This window comes from Bradyrhizobium manausense (genome assembly GCF_018130615.1).
Lineage (GTDB): Bacteria > Pseudomonadota > Alphaproteobacteria > Rhizobiales > Xanthobacteraceae > Bradyrhizobium > Bradyrhizobium manausense_A.
Genome location: NZ_JAFCKB010000004.1, coordinates 371,930 through 389,391 on the forward strand (window position 1 = coordinate 371,930; position 17,462 = coordinate 389,391).

The following is a 17,462-nucleotide window of genomic DNA, read 5'->3' on the forward strand; positions in this document are numbered from 1 at the left end:
AGGCGCCGCAGCAGATCATCAAGGGAGAACCAACGATGTCGGGCAAAAACCACAGGATTTCACGCCGCAACTTCATGGTAGCCGCTGCCGCCGTTCCGCTGGTTGCGATCAGCACCAGGCCGGCGCGGGCCGCAGAGTTCGAATACAAGCTTGCCACCGGCCAGTCACTGACGCAGCCGATCAACACCCGGCTCGATCAGGCGGTGAAACGGATCAAGGAAGCAAGTAGCGGCCGGCTGGAGCTCAAGTTCTTTCCCGCATCGCAGCTCGGCTCGGACACCGATCTGTTGACCCAGATCCGCAGCGGCGGCGTCGATTTCCTCAACATCGCCGGCTCCGTGCTGTCGACGGTGGCGCCGGTCGCCGGCATCGCCAATGTCGGCTTCGCATTCTCCGACTACGGCCAGGTCTGGACTGCGATGGACGGCGACCTCGGCAAGCTGATCGCAACCCAGATCGAGAAGACCGGCGCGCTGGTGATGGCAAAACCTGCCGACAACACGTTCCGGCAGATTTCGTCGTTCACCAAGCCGATCAAGACGCCGGCCGATCTCACCGGCTACCGCATCCGGGTGCCGGTGTCGCCGATCTTCACCTCGCTGTTCAAGTCGCTCGGCGCGAACCCGACCTCGATCAACTTCAACGAATTATACACGGCACTGCAGACCCATCTCGTCGATGGCCAGGAGAACGGTCTTGTCACCATCGAGGCCGGCAAGATCTACGAGGTGCAGAAATACATCTCCGAGACCAACCACATCTGGGATCCCTTCTTCATCCTCGGCAACCGCCGCTCGGTGAAGGCGCTGCCCGACGAATTGCAGGCGATCGTCCGCCGCGAATTCGACCAGGCCGCGATGGAGCAGCGCGCCGATACCGCAAAGCTCAATCTGACGCTGAAGGATCAGCTGATCGCCAAGGGCGTCACCTTCGAAGCCTCCGACAAGGAGGCCTTCCGCAAGGAGCTGTCGGCCGCCGGCTTCTACAAGGAGTGGCGCGGCAAGTTCGGCGAAGACAATTGGAAGACGCTGGAGGCCGCGGCCGGAGCGCTGGCATGAGCGTCGTGGTCGGCATGCCTGATGCGGTGACGCTCGGCGACGCGCAGCCCTTGCGCGGTCGCTGGCTGGAGCAGTCGCTACGATGGCTGGTGGAGGTCCCGGCTGCGATCGCCGTCGTCGCAGAAGTCATCATCCTGTTCGTCGGCATTGTCGCGCGCGGTGTGTTCCACCGACCGATCATCTGGTCGGACGAACTGGCCTCCATCCTGTTCCTGTGGCTGGCGATGCTCGGCAGCGCGATCGCCGTGCAGCGCTCGGCGCATATGCGCCTGACCTTCTTCACGTCGTATCTGTCGCCACGTGTCGAGGTCTGGACGTCGACGCTCGCCGCAGGCGCCGTCGCGCTGTTCCTCGCGATCATCCTGCATCCGGCGCTGGACTATGTGGAGGACCAGGCCTTCGTGGAGACCCCGGCGCTCGGCTGGTCCGGCATGATCCGCGCGGCCGCGATTCCCGTCGGCTGTGTCATCGCCCTCGCCAGCATCTGCCTCGCCCTCGTCAAGCGGTCGGCGAAGGACCTGCTTGCCGTGGCTGTGCTGTTTGCAGCGATTGCCGGCGCGCTCTATCTCGCGGGCCCCTCGTTGAAGCCGCTCGGCAACTGGAACCTGTTGATCTTCTTCGTCGGCCTGCTCGGCTGCGCCGTGATGGCGGGCGTGCCGATCGCGTTTTCCTTTTGTCTGGCGACCGTCGCCTTCCTGCTCACCACCACGCGGACGCCGTTGCTGGTCGTGGTCGGGCGGATCGACGAGGGCATGAGCTCGCTCATTTTGCTCGCGGTGCCGCTGTTCGTGCTGCTCGGACAACTCGTCGAGCAGACCGGCATGGCGCGCGTCATGGTCGCGTTCCTGGCCTCGGTTCTCGGCCATGTCCGCGGCGGGCTGTCCTATGTGATGCTCGGCGCCATGCTGCTGGTCTCGGGCATCTCCGGCTCCAAGACCGCCGACATGGCGGCGATTGCCCCGGTGCTGTTTCCCGAAATGCGCAAGCGCGGCATGAAGGATGGCGAGCTGGTCTCGCTGCTGGCGGCGTCAGGCGCGATGAGCGAAACCATTCCGCCGTCGATCGTGCTGATCGCGATCGCCTCCGTCACCGGCGTCTCGATCGCGGCACTGTTCACCGCGGGCATCCTGCCGGGCATCGTGCTGGCGATCGTTCTTGCCTTCGTTGCCCGCTATCGGGCGGGCGCAGAGGAGAATGCGGCGGTCAAGGTCGCGCGGGCGTCCATGGCGGTGGTGGCGAGGACGCTGTGGGTGGCCTTGCCGGCGCTGGCGCTGCCGTTCCTGATCCGCAGCGCGGTGGTCGAGGGCTATGCCACCGCGACCGAGGTCTCGACCATCGGCATCGCCTACTGCCTCGTGCTCGGCCTGATCGTCTATCGCGGCAGCCTGGCCTGGAAGAACGTGCTGCCGATGCTGGTGCAGACAGCCTCACTATCCGGCTCGATCCTGTTCATCGTGGGGGCTGCGAGCGCGATGGCCTGGGCGCTGGCGCAATCCGGCTTCTCACATGATCTGGCGGCGCGCATGGCCGGCGTGCCTGGCGGGGCTTACGGCTTCCTGCTGATCTCGGTCGTCGCCTTCATCGTGCTCGGCAGCGTGCTGGAGGGCATCCCCGCCATCGTGCTGTTTGGCCCGCTGCTGTTCCCGGTGGCTGCGCAATTCGGGATCAACGAGGTGCACTATGCGATGGTGGTGATCCTTGCCATGGGCCTCGGCCTGTTCGCACCGCCGTTCGGCCTCTGCTATTACGCCGCCTGCATCATCGGCAACGTGCCGCCGGACGCCGGCATGCGCCGGATCTGGATCTATCTCGCCTGGCTGTTCCTGGGCCTGCTGCTGATCACATTCGTGCCCTGGATATCGCTGGTGTTTCTGTGAGGGTCGTGGCTTCGCAGCCAAATTCAACCTGAGCCATTCTCGCCTATTGCTTGGCGTCGTCCGCCAGCATCTTCCGATACTTCTCCACGTCGCGCGTCACGAGCTTCTGCAGGACCTCGGGCGTGTGCTCGTCGGGATCTGGCGCAACGGTCGAAAGGTCGGCAAAGCGCTTCTTCACCGCGTCGGTTTCCACCGCGGTACGCGCAGCCGCATTCAGCTTGGCGATGATGGCCGGCGGCGTGCCCTTGGGCGCGAACAGGCCGTTCCAGCCCTGCGCTTCGAATTCAGGCAGGCCCGCTTCAGCAGACGTCGGCAGCTCAGGCAGCGTGGCAAGCCGCACGGTCGAGCCGACCACGAGCCCCCTCACCAGCTTCTCGTTGATCGATTGCGAGACCGAGGCGGCGGCATCGCAGACGCCGTCGATCTGGCTGCCGATCGCATCCGTCAGCGCGGGCGACGCGCCACGGTAACCGACCAGCGTCGCATCGATCCCGGCTGCCGTCACGAAGCTCTTGCAGATGAGGTAGTTCGACGAGCCGACGCCGGCATGGCCGAGATTGATCTTGCCCGGATTGGCCTTGGCGTAGGCGATGAATTCCTTCAAATCCTTCGCCGGAAAATCCTTGCGCAGCGCGATGATGCCGAACGTCTTCGCCACCATGCCGATCGGTGCGATGGAGTCCGGCGTGAACGGCAGCTTTGGATAGATCGTGTAGGTCGCGGCATTGGTGCCGGCATTTCCGATCACGATGGTGTAGCCGTCGGGCTCGGCTCGAGAGGCGCGCGCCAGCGCAGTCGAGCCGCCGGCGCCCGCAACGTTCTCGATCACGATGGACTGGCCGAGCGCGACGCCCATCTGCTCGGCCACCGTACGTGCGATCACGTCCGACGTGCCGCCGGCCGCGAACGGCACGATCATGGTGATCGGACGCTTGGGAAAATCCTGTGCGAATGCCGCGGTCGCGAACGAAAGCGCCGCGAACGCGGCAAGTGCACGCTTCAGCACGAGCTCACGCGGCCTTTTCTAGATGCGCGGTGAGGCCTGCGAACAGGCCGCGGCCATCGGTGCAGCCCATGATGTCTTCGACGTGGTTTTCGGGATGCGGCATCATGCCGAGCACGTTGCCCTTGTCGTTGACGATGCCGGCGATGGAATGCGCCGCGCCGTTGATGTTATGGCTTTCGTCGACCACGCCCTCGGCCGAGCAATAGCGATAGAGCACGCGCCCCTCGCCTTCGAGCCGCTTGATGGTCTCTTCATCCGCCTCGTAATTGCCCTCGCCATGCGCGACCGGCACGCGGATTACCTGGCCGGCATTGTAGCCGCGGGTGAACGGCGTGTCGGAGCGCTCGACGCGCAGATGCACGTCCTTGCAGATGAATTTCAGCCGCGCATTGCGCATCAAGACGCCCGGCAGCAGGCCGGATTCGCAGAGGATCTGGAAACCGTTGCAGACGCCGAGCACGAGACCGCCCTTGGCTGCGTAATCGCGCACCGCATCCATCACCGGCGCCCGCGCCGCAATCGCGCCACAACGGAGATAATCGCCATAGGAGAAACCGCCCGGCACGACCACGAGGTCGGTGCCCGCGGGCAGCGACGGTTCCGCGTGCCAGACCATTGCAGGCTCGTGGCCCGAGATCAGCTTCAACGCCCGCGCCATGTCGCGCTCGCGGTTGATTCCGGGAAAGACGAGGATGGCGGCTTTCATGTTTCGGGTTCCGACGGTGGCTGGAATCGGGTTGGCCCCACGGGCCAATTCGCCAGGAGACATAGCCATTTGACGAGGATTTTACCAGTGCTAGCCTTGTCGGGCGGCCTTGTACACAGGCCATGGAAACGGCACGCCTGCCCAACGATTTTGCCCGGGATTGCTGCCATGAATGTCCCGTCGCGGCCCATATCTCCGTCCGAACCGGTGCCCACCGAGGGCGTCGTCGCTGCCGGCGCCTATGTCGACGGCCGGCGCGTCGCCAATATCGCCATCAGCGAGGCCTCGAGCTGGCGCGCCAAACCGGGCCATGTGGTCTGGATCGGGCTGCACGAGCCCGAGACGGCCTTGCTCGGCGCAGTACAGAAGCAGTTCGACCTGCACGATCTCGCCATCGAGGACGCCGACCACGCACATCAGCGGCCGAAGATCGAGCAATATGGCGAAGCCCTGTTCATCGTGGCGCGGACGGCGCAATTGATCGAAGGCCGGATCGCCTTCGGCGAAACCCACATCTTCGTCGGCGAAGGCTATCTCGTGACCGTCCGTCACGGTGCCTCGACCTCCTACACCGCCGTGCGCGAGCGCTGCGAAAGTTGTCCGCGGGCGCTCGCGCGAGGCGAGGACTACATCCTCTATGCGATCCTCGATTTCATCGTCGACAATTACTCCCCGGTGCTCGAGAGCATTCACGAGGAAATCGAAGAGATTGAAGATTACGTGCTGTCGAACGTGATCACCAAGGCACAGATCGAGCGGCTCTACATGCTACGCCGCGACCTGTTGCGGCTGCGCAACGCCATCGGGCCGCTGGTGGAGGTCTGCCGCCGGCTCGAGCATGACGAGCTGTCGATGGTGCGGCCGACCATGCAGCCGCTATTCCGCGACGTCACCGATCACGTCCGCAACATCCAGGAGCGCATCGATTCCATGCGTGAGGTGCTAGCCTTCGCGTTCGAGGCGAGCCTGCTGGTCGGCCAGGCGCAGGAGACCGCGGTCTCGAAGAAGCTCGCCTCATGGCTTGCGATCCTCGCCGTCCCCACCGCGCTTGCCGGCATCTACGGCATGAACTTCAAGAACATGCCGGAGCTGCAATGGGAGTACGGCTATTACACCCTGCTCGGAGTGATGGCGATCTCGTGCGCCGCACTCTATTGGCGCTTCCGCCGCGCCGGATGGCTGTGACGCGCCGGGCGAGATCAGACGATCTCGACCCGATAGTTCTCGATCACGGTGTTCGCCAGCAGCTTGTCCGCGGCATCCTTCAGCGCGGCCTCGGCCTTGGTCCTGTCGGCGCCGGCGAGCTCGATGTCGAACACCTTGCCCTGGCGGACGCTGGCGACGCCGTCGATGCCGAGCGACTTCAGCGCGCCTTCGATGGCCTTGCCTTGCGGATCGAGGATGCCCGTCTTCAGGGTAACGGTAACACGTGCCTTCACGTCAAAATCCTCTTCAGCTCTTCACCAGCACGGGACCCGTGCCCTGCGGGCGCTCGTTCTCCATGAGGATGCCGAGACGCTTGGCGACTTCGGTATAGGCCTCGAGCAGGCCGCCGAGATCCCTGCGGAAACGGTCCTTGTCGAGCTTCTCGTTCGACTTGATGTCCCAGAGGCGGCAGCTATCCGGCGAGATCTCGTCGGCGACGATGATCCGCATCATCTCGTTCTCGAACAGCCGGCCGCACTCCATCTTGAAGTCGACGAGGCGGATGCCGATGCCGAGGAAGAGGCCGGTCAGGAAGTCGTTGACGCGGATGGCAAGCGCCATGATGTCGTCGATCTCCTGGGGCGTCGCCCAGCCAAACGCGGTGATGTGCTCTTCCGACACCATGGGGTCGTTGAGCTGGTCGTTCTTGTAATAGAATTCGATGATCGAACGGGGCAGCTGGGTGCCCTCCTCGATGCCGAGGCGCTGCGACAGCGAGCCGGCGGCAACGTTCCGCACCACCACCTCGAGCGGCACGATCTCGACCTCGCGAATCAACTGCTCGCGCATGTTGAGGCGGCGAATGAAATGGGTCGGCACCCCGATGTCGTTGAGGTGCTGAAACAGGTACTCCGAGATCCGGTTGTTGAGGACACCCTTGCCCTCGATCACCTGATGCTTCTTCGCATTGAACGCGGTGGCGTCATCCTTGAAGTGCTGGATCAGGGTACCGGGCTCCGGACCTTCGTAAAGAACCTTTGCCTTGCCTTCATAAATGCGACGCCGACGGCTCATTGGGATGTACCGTGTTTTGTTGAAATCCATGTATTTGGTGTGCTCCGGTTACTAGGATTACGACCCACAGCGGAGCTGCCGTGAACGGCTGGGAACCGATCTGACCCCAGGGGAATCCCAAGGAAATCCCACGGAAACAGAACGGGAACCAAGCCTTTAGGCAACCTATCCGATTGGCTGTCCCAGCACAATCGATCCGGCCCATCGGACGCTGACTTATACCATCTTGCCTGCGGCTTTACGGCTCGTTGTTTCGCCGATTGTGCCCTCTATGTAGGCATGCACGGGGGCGCTCGCAACGAGGGCCGCCGCTCCAGCTACCCCAAGGGAATCGGAAGACGCATGAGCGAAATCAACAAGCGCGAAGAAGGCTTTGAGAAGAAGTTCGCCCTCGACGAGGAGCAGAAATTCAAGGCGGAAGCCCGCCGCAACCGGCTGCTGGGGCTGTGGGCCGCCGAAAAGCTTGGAATATCAGGCGAAGCCGCCACCGCCTATGCCAAGGAGGTCGTCGCGGCCGATTTCGAGGAAGCCGGCGACGGGGACGTCCTGCGCAAGATCATGGCCGATTTCGCCGCCAAGAATGTCGCCGTCACCGAGCAGGCGATTCGCGCCAAGATGAGCGAGCTGATCGCGGTCGCGGCCGCCGAGGTAACGGCCGGGAAATAGGCTTAACGGCGAGCGGCGGCCCCTCCCCCGCCGCCCGTCCTCCCGGGCTTGCAGCCGGCTGCTGGCAATGCCAAATGGGCGGCATGTCACAGGATCACATTTCCAACGTCCTCGCCCAACGCTATGCGTCCCCTGCCATGCGCGCCATCTGGAGTGGCGAAGGCAAGGTCCGCCTCGAACGCGACTATTGGATCGCCGTGCTGAAAGGCCAGCGCGATCTCGGCATTCCCGTCCCCGACGGCGTGATCGAGGCTTACGAGCGGGTGAAGGACCAGGTCGACCTGGACTCCATCATGCGGCGCGAGCGCATCACCCGCCACGACGTGAAGGCTAGAATCGAGGAGTTCTGCGATCTGGCCGGTCATGAGCACCTGCACAAGGGCATGACCAGCCGCGACCTCACCGAGAACGTGGAGCAGCTGCAGGTCTACCGCGGATTGCAGCTCATCGAGACCAAGAGCATCGCCGCGCTCATTCGCTTTGCGAAGCACGCAAAGCAGTTGCGCGACGTCCCGTTCACGGCGCGCACCCACAACGTGGCCGCGCAGGTCACGACGCTCGGCAAGCGCATCGCCATGTTCGGCGAGGAGATGCTGGTGTCGCATCAAGGCCTGGTTGGCGTGCTCGACACCTATCCCGCGCGCGGCCTGAAGGGCGCGGTCGGCACAAGGCTCGACCAGATCACCCTGTTCAACGGCGATGCCGGCAAGGCCCGCGCGCTCGAGCAGCAAATCCTCAAGCATCTCGGCCTGCCGAAAAGCTTTGATGCGGTCGGCCAGGTCTATCCCCGCAGCCTCGACTTCCGCGCCGTCAGCGTGCTGACTGAGCTTGCCAGCGGTCCCGGCAATTTCGCCAAGACGTTGCGCCTGATGGCGGGTCACGAGCTTGCCAGCGAAGGCTTTGCCAAGGGCCAGGTCGGCTCGTCGGCGATGCCGCACAAGATGAACAGCCGCTCCTGCGAGCGCATCAACGGCCTGCATGTCGTGCTGAAGGGCTATCTCGCGATGGCCGCAGGCCTTGCCGGCGATCAGTGGAACGAGGGCGACGTCTCCTGCTCCGTGGTCCGCCGCGTGATGCTGCCGGATGCGTTCCTTGCCATGGACGGTCTGCTCGAGACCCTGCTCTCGGTGCTCGACCAGATGGAGATATTCGACGCCGTCGTTGCGACCGAGCTGAACCGTTATCTGCCCTTCCTGCTCACCACCACGGTGATGATGGAAGCGGTGAAGAAGGGGGCCGGCCGCGAAGGCGCGCATGAGGCGATCAAGGAGCACGCGGTCGCGGCCATTCGCGACCTGCGCACTGGCAAGATCGTCCAGAACGACCTGCTGCAGCGTCTTGCCGCCGACCAGCGCCTCGGCCTCAGTGAAGCTGAGCTGAGCCAGGTGCTCGAGCACGGCCGCGCCAATTCCGGCGACGCTGGCGCGCAGGTCGACTATTTCGCCGAGCAGGTGGACGCGCTGGCGAAGGCGAAGCCCGAGGCGGCCAAGTACACGCCGGGCGCGATTCTTTGATCGAATACGGTGGTCTGCGGGTTTGCTCCGCCTCTCCCGCTTGCGGGAGAGGCCGACGCGCCCCGGGCGATGCGAAGCATCGTCCCGCGCGCGGCGGGTGAGGGTTCCTTCCTCTGGGGGATTGTCCCGTCGCGGAGACACCCTCTCCCCACCCCTCTCCCGCAAGCGGGAGAGGGAGCCCACTTTCAGTGCCGCAGCATCGTGCACATCATATGCGACAACCCTGCCCCCTCACTCTTCCTTAAATCCATACTCCGGCACGTTGCCACTGGCGCCGTAATATTTGTACGGCAGGAATTTGCCTGACATCGTGATCTTGACACGGTCGCCCTTGGGATTGGCGACACGCTCGATGCCCATGTCAAAGTCGATCGCCGACATGATGCCGTCGCCGAACTCTTCCTCGATCAGCGCCTTCCAGGCTGGCCCGTTCACCATCACCATCTCGTAGAAGCGGTAGATCAGCGGATCGGTCGGCGGCATCGGTGTGCCGGTGCCGCGCATCGGCACCTCGTTGAGCATTGCGGTCTCGGACTTCGACAAGCCGAACATTTCAGCCGCGTTCGCCGCCTGCGGCTTCGTCAATTTCATCTGGCCCATGATCGCGCCGACGATCAGCACCTCGGAATAGCCGCCGATCTTCTCGCAGATGAATTTCCAGCTCCAGCCCTTCTCGCGCTTGATGTCGAGCAGCTTCTCGGTGAGGTCTTCGCGTTTCATGTCGGGGTCTCCCTTGGTCCGGCACCGTGTCGGTCCTGCCGCTTTCGGAGGCACGAAACGTGCCAATAAATGAGGCTTATCGCTTCAGAGTCTGCGTAAATCGCCTGATCGCGTCCAGCACCGGCTGCTGATCGCCGGCAAAGAACCAGTGGTCATGGCCATCGAGCTCGACGAACTGCGCGCCCCTGATCCGGCTCGCGACGTCGCGGCCGGCCGCGATCCGCACGGCCTTGTCGTCGCGCCGGTGCAGCACCAGCGTCGGCACCGTGATTTGCGGCAACAGGTCTCGCACATCGGCATCGCGAAACGCTTCCAGCACGGCCGAGATGCCGCCGGGACTCGAGGCCGCGCGCAACAGTCCCGCCCACCAGGCGCGTGCCTGCGGATCATTCGCAAGGCTCGGCGCGAAGGCTTCGATCCCGACCGGGCCGCCCCATTGCGCAATGAGATGCTTGCTCCAGGCGTCATACTGGCTGGCGCGCAACGCGTGCGGATAGTCCTCCGCCCAGCAGCCTTTGGCCAATGCCCCGAACAGAATGAGCCCGGCGACGCGACTGGGATCATCGACCGCAAACTTGACGCAGGCCGGACCGCATTCGGAGGCGCCGAACAGCACGACGCGGCGCGAACCCGCCGCCCGCAGCACCGTGCCGATATCCCCTGCGGTGACATCGATGTTCGGCGCCGAGCCGACGCGGTCGGACAGCCCGATGCCGCGGCGATCGAAAACGACGAGACGTCCGAGCTTCATCAGTGACGCCAGAAACGTCCGGCTCGCAGGATGCTCCCAGGCACGCTCGACATGCGAGACGAAGCCCGGCATCACCAGGATATCGAGCGGCCCGCTGCCATAGGTCTGATACGCCAGATGCACGCCCGAGCCCTTGACGTAGCGCGTCGTCGGGACAGCCTGTGGCGCGGCAGCGGGGCTCATCAGCGCTTCGGTCTCGGCTTCCGGCGCGACACCGAGCTCGTCGCGCAGCCGCTGCGCCAGGGCCGCGTGATGCCGCTCCGCCGCGCTGCGATCGCCCGATAGCAGCAGGCTGCGGATCAGATGCCGGCCATAGACTTCACTGAGCGGATCGAGCGCGACCAGTCGCCCCGCATGCGCGGTCGCGGCAAAATGATCGCCGGCGGCATTCTTGTCCTGCACCAACCGCTCCAGCGCCTGCACCAGCCGTCCCCGCAGCGCCTCGCGGCGAAAGAACGCCCAATCGTCGAATTCGGGAGAGTCCTCCGGCGAGAAGCCCGCGAGGAAGTCGCCGCGATAGATCTGGCAGGCCTCTTCGAACGCGCCGCGGTCGCAGGCACTTTCGAACAGATGCGAGTCGATCGTCAGCTCGACCGCCGGCGACCAGCGCACGCTGGTGCGATCGGTTGCGAAGACCGGCTCGCCCAGCGCGAGCTCGACGCGATGAAGCAGACGCCGCAAGCGCGCAAGTCCGGTCTCGCGGTCGGCTTCGGGCCATAACTGCGCGGCGATCACGTCCCGCGCGACGGCGCTTTTGGCCTCTGCGAGATAGACCAGCAGTGTAAGCCCCTTGCGCAAGGCCAGCTTGATCGGGCGGCCGTCGGCATGGACCTCGGGGAACCCGAACGTCCCCAGCGAGAAAGCCGTCATGAAATCCTTCCTCCACCCGGGGGACGCACAGGGGACGGTCGAGCGGTAGCCATCGGGCCTGATCGAGCCTCTTCGCCTGCACGCGATTCAGACTCCTGCATGCGGCACCGCTGTCACAGGCACAATAGGACAAACCATGATCTCACGCCTCCTGATCCTGCTCTACGCCCTCGTGAGCTACGCCCTGTTCACGATCTCATTTCTCTACTCGATCGGTTTCGTCGGCAATCATGTCGTGCCCAAATCAATCGACAAGTCGATCGACGTCGGCCCTCCCGCGAATTTGAGCGAAGCCGTGATCGTCAACCTGCTGCTGATGGGCCTGTTCGCCATCCAGCACAGCGTAATGGCGCGCACAGCGTTCAAACGATGGTCGGCCAAGTTTCTTGCCCCAGCCTGCCAGCGCAGCACCTATGTGCTGCTCTCCAGCCTGGTCCTCCTCCTGCTGTTCTGGCAGTGGCGTCCGATCCTGATGCCGATCTGGCAGACGAGCGGCCTTCTGGCCTGGTTGCTGATCGGCGTGCATTGGCTCGGCTGGCTGATCGCGTTCGCCTCGACCCACATGATCGATCATTTCGACCTGTTCGGCCTGCGCCAGGCTTTCGTCGCGTGGCGCGGAGCGGAGATATCAGGTCAATCGTTCCGAACACCGCTTCTCTACAAGATCGTGCGGCATCCGCTCATGCTCGGCCTGCTGCTCGCGTTCTGGGCGACGCCTGAGATGACCGCTGGCCACCTGCTGTTCGCGCTCGCGAACACCGCCTACGTCCTGGTTGCACTGCGGTTCGAGGAACGCGACCTGATCGCTGAGTTCGGTGCGACCTACCAGGACTACCGCCGGCGCGTTCCGATGCTGGTTCCGCGTGTTTTCGGAGCGCGCCGATGAAAGCCGTCCTGTGCAGTTCATTCACTGGTCCTGCTGACCTGCGTCTCGGTGAGATCGCCGAGCCCAAGCCTGCCAGCGACGAAATCCTCATTGATGTCCATGCGGCGTCGGTGAGCTTCATGGACCAGTTGCTGGTCTCGGGCCTTTATCAAATGCGGCCACCCCTGCCCTTCGTGCCCGGCACGGAAGCTTCCGGTGTCGTCGTCGCGGTTGGCGACGAGGCCACGACCTTCGCACCCGGCGATCGCGTGGCATGCAGCAGCTGGACCGGCGGCTACGCCGAACGGATGATCGCCAAGGGATCGAAGAGCGTTCGCCTGCCGGATGACGTCGCGTTCGAGGCCGCTGCGACGGTGCTGCACAATTACGGCACTGCCTATTATGCACTCGTCGAGCGGGCCCGGGCGCAGCGCGGCGAAACCGTGTTCATCACCGGTGCCGCCGGTGGCGTCGGGCTCGCCGCGGTCGATCTCGGCCGCCATCTCGGCTTGCGCGTCGTCGCCGGCGTCGGCTCCGACGACAAGGCCGCGCTGGTGCGCAGCTATGGCGCCAGCGAGGTCATCAATTATCGCAGCGAGGATCTGCGCGACCGGATCAAGTCGATCACGTCAGGCCAAGGCATCGATATCGGCTTCGACACGATCGGCGGCGCGATCCTCGAACAGATGGCGCGGCTGATAAACTGGGGCGGGCGGCTGATGCCGATCGGCTTCACCAGTGGCGTCATTCCCTCGATCCCGATGAACCTGCCGCTTCTCAAGAACTATGCCATCATCGGCGTCTTCCTCGGCGCCTGGGCGGAGAAATTTTCCGCCGAGGCCGCGCACATGAACGACACGCTGATGCAATTGCTGGCCGACGGACACATCCGCCCGCGCATCGATCGCGTCCTCCCTTTGGAGGAGGCCGGTGAAGCGATGCGCGCCGTGGCTAATCGATCTGTTCAGGGAAGAATTGTCCTGAAGATCCGATAGAGTGCGCGTGAACTTGCAAGACAGGAAGGCAAGCTTTGACCGAGATCATCATCGACAAGCGTTATTGCGGTCCGCCGAACTCCGGCAACGGCGGCTATGTCTGCGGGCGGCTGGCCCAGCACATTCCCGGCGCCGCCGAAGTGACGCTGCGCGCGCCGCCGCCGCTCGATACACCACTCGATGCGATCGCGGCTAACGACGGCACATGGGAGCTTCGCGATGGAGTCAAGATCGTCGCCACCGGGCGAGGCGTGGATGTCGAGCTTGCGCGACTGGAAACAGCGAGTTTCGACGAGGCCCGGGCCGCCGAATTGCTGACGCCCATCAAGCCTCACGAGCATCCCCTGCCAACGTGCTTCGTCTGCGGCCCGGCAAGGGCTGAGGGAGACGGCCTGCGGATCTTCGCCGGACCGCTCGGTCGCCATGCACAGACTCCCGTTCTCGCAGCAAGCTGGATTCCGGACTCAAATCTCGCAGCGGAGGACGGCCTCGTCGCGCCCGAATTCCTCTGGTCGGCACTCGACTGCCCCACCGGCTTCGCCTGCAATTGCGATCCGCAGAGCAGTGCCGTCGACCGCACGCCGCTGCTGTTGGGGCGAATGTCCGCGCGGATCGAATCCCGCCCACGTGCCGGCACGCACTGCATCATCACGGCTTGGCCCACCGGCCGCGACGGCCGTAAGCGCACCGCCGAGGCCGCGCTGCGTGATGAAGCCGGAAAATTGCTAGCGATGGCGAAGACGACGTGGATTGCAGTCGAGCGCGACGTGCAACTCGGGCGATAGGCGAAGGTCTTGTAGAGTGAGCAAAGCGACTTGTCCGCCGTAGCTCGAAGAGCGAAGGCGGAAGCCTGCCCACCATCTCTCTCCGAGACAAGGAGTGGTGGGCACTGCGCTACGCGCCTTTGCCCACTCTACGAGACCTCAGCCGAACCTACCCGCTCTGCTCCACCATCCCCTGCAACCGCACCAGCTCGGTCTCCAGGTCGCGCTCCACATCCGCGGCGCGAATGTCGATCACCCGATAGTCCCGCGCCTCCAGCCACGTCCGCCGCGAGGCGCGGTCGGCAGCAATCGTTTCGCCTTCGCCGGGGTTCACCAGCTCGATCGCGATCCGGTGCGGAAACGAGACGAAGTCCGGGATGTGGCGGCCGACCGGGGTCTGGCGCTTGAAGCCACCTGCGAACCGGCGATCACGCGTCAGCGCTTGCCAGAGCAGGCGCTCGGCATCGGTCGGGTTGCGGCGAAGCAGGCGCGCCAGCCCGCGCACCGTCGAGCCGCTGTCGGGCACGCCGCCACCCTGCCCGTGCTCGGCCAGCAGCGCGCGCAGGCGCGTGGCTTGCTCGCCATCGAGCACGCCGCCCTTGGCCGGGCCCTTGCGCCCTTCCGCGATCGCCATCACCACCCCGTGGAGGGTGTGCATGTCCTGCTTGGTCGGCTCCATCCGGCTGAAGATGTTGCGCAGGTTGACCAGCATGGTGTCGCGCTTTTCGGCGGGCCGCAAAAATTCGACCCGGTCGAGCTCCCGCACGAGGTTGTCGAAGAACGCCTGCATCTGGTGCTGCGAGGCGCGCTCGGAGCGCTCCGGCATGCCGTGTGGCAGCTCGCCTGATGTCGCCCGCTTGAACCATTCATAGCCGATCAGCAGCACGGCCTGGGCGAGGTTGAGCGAGGCAAAGCCCGGATTGACCGGGAAGGTGATGATGCGGTTGGAGAGCCCGACCTCCTCATTGGTCAGGCCCCAGCGCTCACGGCCGAACAGGATGCCGGCCTTGCCGCCTGTGGCAACGTGACCCGAGATCTCGGCCGCGGCCGCCTCCGGCCCGACCACGGGCTTGGCCTGATCGTGCGGACGCGCCGTGGTGGCGAACAGCAGGTCGAGGTCGGCGACCGCCTGCTCCACCGTGTCGAACAGCTCGACCTTTTCCAGAATGTGATCGGCACCGGCAGCCGCCCGTTGTGCCGCGATGTTGGGCCAGCCGTCGCGGGGATTGACGATGCGCAAGCGGCTCAGGGCAAAGTTGCCCATGGCACGCGCGGCCATGCCGATGTTCTCCCCGAGCTGCGGCTCGACCAGGATTACGATCGGACCGTCGAGGGCGTGCCCAATCTTGGTCTTGTCGGTGCCGGACATCTCATTCCACTTTCTGCTTCAGCTTTCGTCTCGCCCCGCTTCCGAAGCCTTCATCCAAGCCACCGGCCCGCCTTCCGTGCGGCGCAATTTCTCAGCGGACATAACAGGGTTAGCGGCGTTTGCGAAACCGCAATCGCACCTCAATTGGGGACGATTTCACCGCTCGGCTTGCGTGCGCTTTGCTTTCGGATATGGCTATCAACCACAACCAAAGCGAAGCCGAAAGGCCTGAGCTGAAGCAACGATTGAGTGGGGGGATGGACATGCTGGCGCGATGGAAATTGGCGCTTTTGGGGCTGGTCTTGATCGTGGTGGGCGGCCTCATCGCCCATCTGACGCAGACATCAGGCGGCATCCGGATCCAGGATGTCAGGTTCAAGGGCGCCAAGGGCAACATCATGAGCGCCCTGCTCTACATCCCCGCAAATGCCACCGCGCAGACCCCGGCACCGGGCATCCTCGCCGTCCACGGCTACATCAATTCGCGCGAGACCCAGGACGGCTTCGCCATCGAATTCGCCCGCCGCGGCTATGTCGTGCTGGCGCTGGACCAGACCGGCCATGGCTATAGCGACCCGCCCGCCTTCGCCAACGGCTTTGGCGGCCCCGACGGCCTCGCCTATCTCCGGAGCCTCGACATCGTCGACAAGGCCAATATCGGCCTCGAAGGTCACTCGATGGGCGGCTGGACGGTGCTGGCGGCAGCCACCGCCATGCCTGACGGCTACAAGTCGATGGTGCTGGAGGGATCCTCGACCGGCAAGCCATTCGCAGCCGACGGCACCCCGAGCTGGCCGCGCAACACGGCTTTGGTGTTTGCCCAGTACGAGGAATTCTCCACGCTGATGTGGGGCGTCGACCTTGCCCGCGACGTCACCAACAGCTCCAAGCTGTGGGCGATGTTCGGCACGCAGGGGCCGGTCGAGCCGGGCAAGGTCTATGGCGACCCGGCGGCCGGCACCGCGCGGGTGCTCTACACTCCCGCCATCACCCACCCGGCCGAGCACATCTCGCATGAGGCGATCGGATACAGCCTCGACTGGTTCGCCAAGACCCTGCAAGGCGGCACAAAGCTGCCGGCCGACGACCAGATCTGGTTCCGCAAGGAGCTCGGCACGCTGATCGCGTTTGCAGGTTTCGTCGCCTTGTTGATCGGCACGTTCGACGGTCTGCTGGAGGCGCAGATGTTCTCCCGTCTGCGCCTGCCCGCCGTGCCTGACGGCACCATGCCGCCGCATCAGTCCGCGGCCGGCCGGCGTTGGACCACGGCCTTCATCCTGTCCGCCTTCATCCCGGCCCTGACCTATTACCCGGCCTTTGCGCTCGGCGGCACCTTCGTCACGCCGACGGCTTTCCTGCCCCAAGGCATCACCAACCAGATCCTGGTCTGGGCCGTCATCAACGGCCTGATCACCCTGGCGCTGATGGGCTTCGCCCCGAAGCGCAAAGGCCGGACCGGGCTGTTCGGCCAGTCCCTCGTGATCGCAATCGCCTCGGTCGCGGTTGGCTATGCCGCGCTGTGGCTCGCCGACCTCGTCTTCAAGATCGACTTCCGTTTCTGGATCGTCGCGTTGAAGCTGATGAACCCAAAGCAGGCTCTCATCTTCCTGATCTACCTGATTCCATTCACGGCGTTTTTCGTCGTGGCGCTGCACGTCCTGCACCGGAATTTCTCGACCATGGCGGCGCCGCGGGTCGCGCTCTACTTGACCAATATCCTGGCGCTCACGTTGGGCTTCGTCGTGCTGCTCGTTCTGCAATACGGCACGCTCTGGCTGACCGGAAAGCTGTTCAACCCACTTCCTGACCCCGGCTTCGTGCCGCTTTCGACCATCGTCGCCATCCAGTTTGTACCGCTGCTCGCGATCGTCGCCGTCATCGCGACCTTTACATGGCGCAGGACCGGATCGAGCCTGCCGGGCGCCCTGATCTCCGGCCTGTTCGTGACCTGGTACATCGTGGCGGGCACGGCCACTCAGGCCGCGTTTTAGAAGCGATCTCGGACGGCACCGGTCCGCACGAGGGACAGGTGCCCAAACAAGATGCGACAGCCGTCATTCCGACCTCTTCGGAATGGCGGT

16 protein-coding genes are annotated in these 17,462 nt (G+C 64.5%); 9 read left to right on the forward strand and 7 right to left on the reverse strand.

Annotated features, from left to right (window positions below; translation table 11 throughout):
• Positions 1–35: 35 nt before the first annotated feature.
• Positions 36–1,058, forward strand: coding sequence for a TRAP transporter substrate-binding protein (locus tag JQ587_RS10785; protein WP_212425274.1), 1,023 nt, complete (start codon positions 36–38; stop codon positions 1,056–1,058).
• Positions 1,055–2,935 carry a TRAP transporter large permease gene (locus JQ587_RS10790; protein WP_433995292.1) on the forward strand — a complete coding sequence of 627 codons (1,881 nt, stop codon included), beginning with the start codon at positions 1,055–1,057 and terminating at the stop codon, positions 2,933–2,935. Before JQ587_RS10785 ends, JQ587_RS10790 begins: the two co-directional genes overlap by 4 nt.
• Positions 2,936–2,978: 43 nt before the next feature.
• Here JQ587_RS10790 and JQ587_RS10795 read toward each other — a convergent pair whose 3' ends face one another.
• Positions 2,979–3,941, reverse strand: a complete 963-nt coding sequence (locus JQ587_RS10795) for a tripartite tricarboxylate transporter substrate binding protein BugD (RefSeq protein WP_212425275.1) — start codon at positions 3,939–3,941, stop codon at positions 2,979–2,981.
• A gap of 4 nt (positions 3,942–3,945) precedes the next feature.
• A complete protein-coding gene (purQ, locus tag JQ587_RS10800; protein WP_212303011.1) occupies positions 3,946–4,647 on the reverse strand; it encodes a phosphoribosylformylglycinamidine synthase subunit PurQ in 702 nt (233 codons plus the stop codon).
• A gap of 168 nt (positions 4,648–4,815) precedes the next feature.
• Here purQ and JQ587_RS10805 point away from each other — a divergent pair, with 168 nt between their 5' ends.
• On the forward strand, positions 4,816–5,832 hold the full coding sequence (locus tag JQ587_RS10805) for a magnesium and cobalt transport protein CorA (RefSeq protein ID WP_212425276.1): 1,017 nt from the start codon (positions 4,816–4,818) through the stop codon (positions 5,830–5,832).
• A 14-nt stretch (positions 5,833–5,846) separates the two neighbouring features.
• On the opposite strand, the gene purS is transcribed toward JQ587_RS10805, so the two are convergent.
• Complete coding sequence (gene purS / locus JQ587_RS10810) at positions 5,847–6,086, reverse strand: phosphoribosylformylglycinamidine synthase subunit PurS (protein WP_212303009.1); 240 nt, start codon at positions 6,084–6,086, stop codon at positions 5,847–5,849.
• 13 nt (positions 6,087–6,099) lie between these two features.
• Positions 6,100–6,867, reverse strand: coding sequence for a phosphoribosylaminoimidazolesuccinocarboxamide synthase (gene purC / locus JQ587_RS10815; RefSeq protein ID WP_172782948.1), 768 nt, complete (start codon positions 6,865–6,867; stop codon positions 6,100–6,102).
• A gap of 342 nt (positions 6,868–7,209) precedes the next feature.
• Here purC and JQ587_RS10820 point away from each other — a divergent pair, with 342 nt between their 5' ends.
• Complete coding sequence (locus tag JQ587_RS10820; RefSeq protein WP_212425277.1) at positions 7,210–7,533, forward strand: DUF1476 domain-containing protein; 324 nt, start codon at positions 7,210–7,212, stop codon at positions 7,531–7,533.
• An 83-nt stretch (positions 7,534–7,616) separates the two neighbouring features.
• Positions 7,617–9,047, forward strand: a complete 1,431-nt coding sequence (gene purB, locus JQ587_RS10825) for an adenylosuccinate lyase (protein WP_212425278.1) — start codon at positions 7,617–7,619, stop codon at positions 9,045–9,047.
• 231 nt (positions 9,048–9,278) lie between these two features.
• On the opposite strand, the gene cynS is transcribed toward purB, so the two are convergent.
• Together cynS and JQ587_RS10835 are read right to left on the reverse strand one after the other, a co-directional pair.
• Entirely contained in the window at positions 9,279–9,767 is a 489-nt protein-coding gene (gene cynS / locus JQ587_RS10830; protein ID WP_212425279.1) for a cyanase, read from the reverse strand.
• Between the two features lie 76 nt (positions 9,768–9,843).
• Complete coding sequence (locus JQ587_RS10835) at positions 9,844–11,388, reverse strand: bifunctional AfsR/SARP family transcriptional regulator/alpha/beta hydrolase (protein WP_212425280.1); 1,545 nt, start codon at positions 11,386–11,388, stop codon at positions 9,844–9,846.
• A gap of 136 nt (positions 11,389–11,524) precedes the next feature.
• Between JQ587_RS10835 and mddA the strand changes: the two genes are divergently transcribed.
• The 3 genes from mddA to JQ587_RS10850 are packed head-to-tail and all read left to right on the forward strand — an operon-like array spanning position 11,525 to position 14,033.
• On the forward strand, positions 11,525–12,274 hold the full coding sequence (mddA, locus tag JQ587_RS10840; protein ID WP_212425281.1) for a methanethiol S-methyltransferase: 750 nt from the start codon (positions 11,525–11,527) through the stop codon (positions 12,272–12,274).
• Positions 12,271–13,248 (forward strand): NADPH:quinone oxidoreductase family protein, encoded by a 978-nt coding sequence (locus JQ587_RS10845; protein ID WP_212425282.1) that lies wholly within the window; start codon positions 12,271–12,273, stop codon positions 13,246–13,248. The genes mddA and JQ587_RS10845 overlap by 4 nt, the downstream gene beginning before the upstream one ends.
• Before the next feature lie 35 nt (positions 13,249–13,283).
• Positions 13,284–14,033 (forward strand): hotdog family protein, encoded by a 750-nt coding sequence (locus JQ587_RS10850; protein WP_212425283.1) that lies wholly within the window; start codon positions 13,284–13,286, stop codon positions 14,031–14,033.
• Between the two features lie 148 nt (positions 14,034–14,181).
• Here JQ587_RS10850 and JQ587_RS10855 read toward each other — a convergent pair whose 3' ends face one another.
• Positions 14,182–15,381: a TrmJ/YjtD family RNA methyltransferase gene (locus JQ587_RS10855; RefSeq protein ID WP_212425284.1), complete on the reverse strand. Its 1,200-nt coding sequence runs from the start codon at positions 15,379–15,381 to the stop codon at positions 14,182–14,184.
• Positions 15,382–15,644: 263 nt separating this feature from the next.
• On the opposite strand from JQ587_RS10855, the gene JQ587_RS10860 reads away from it, so the two are divergent.
• The gene (locus JQ587_RS10860; protein ID WP_249154248.1) at positions 15,645–17,372 is read left to right on the forward strand and encodes an alpha/beta hydrolase family protein; all 1,728 of its coding nucleotides are present in this window, start codon (positions 15,645–15,647) and stop codon (positions 17,370–17,372) included.
• Positions 17,373–17,462: the final 90 nt, after the last annotated feature.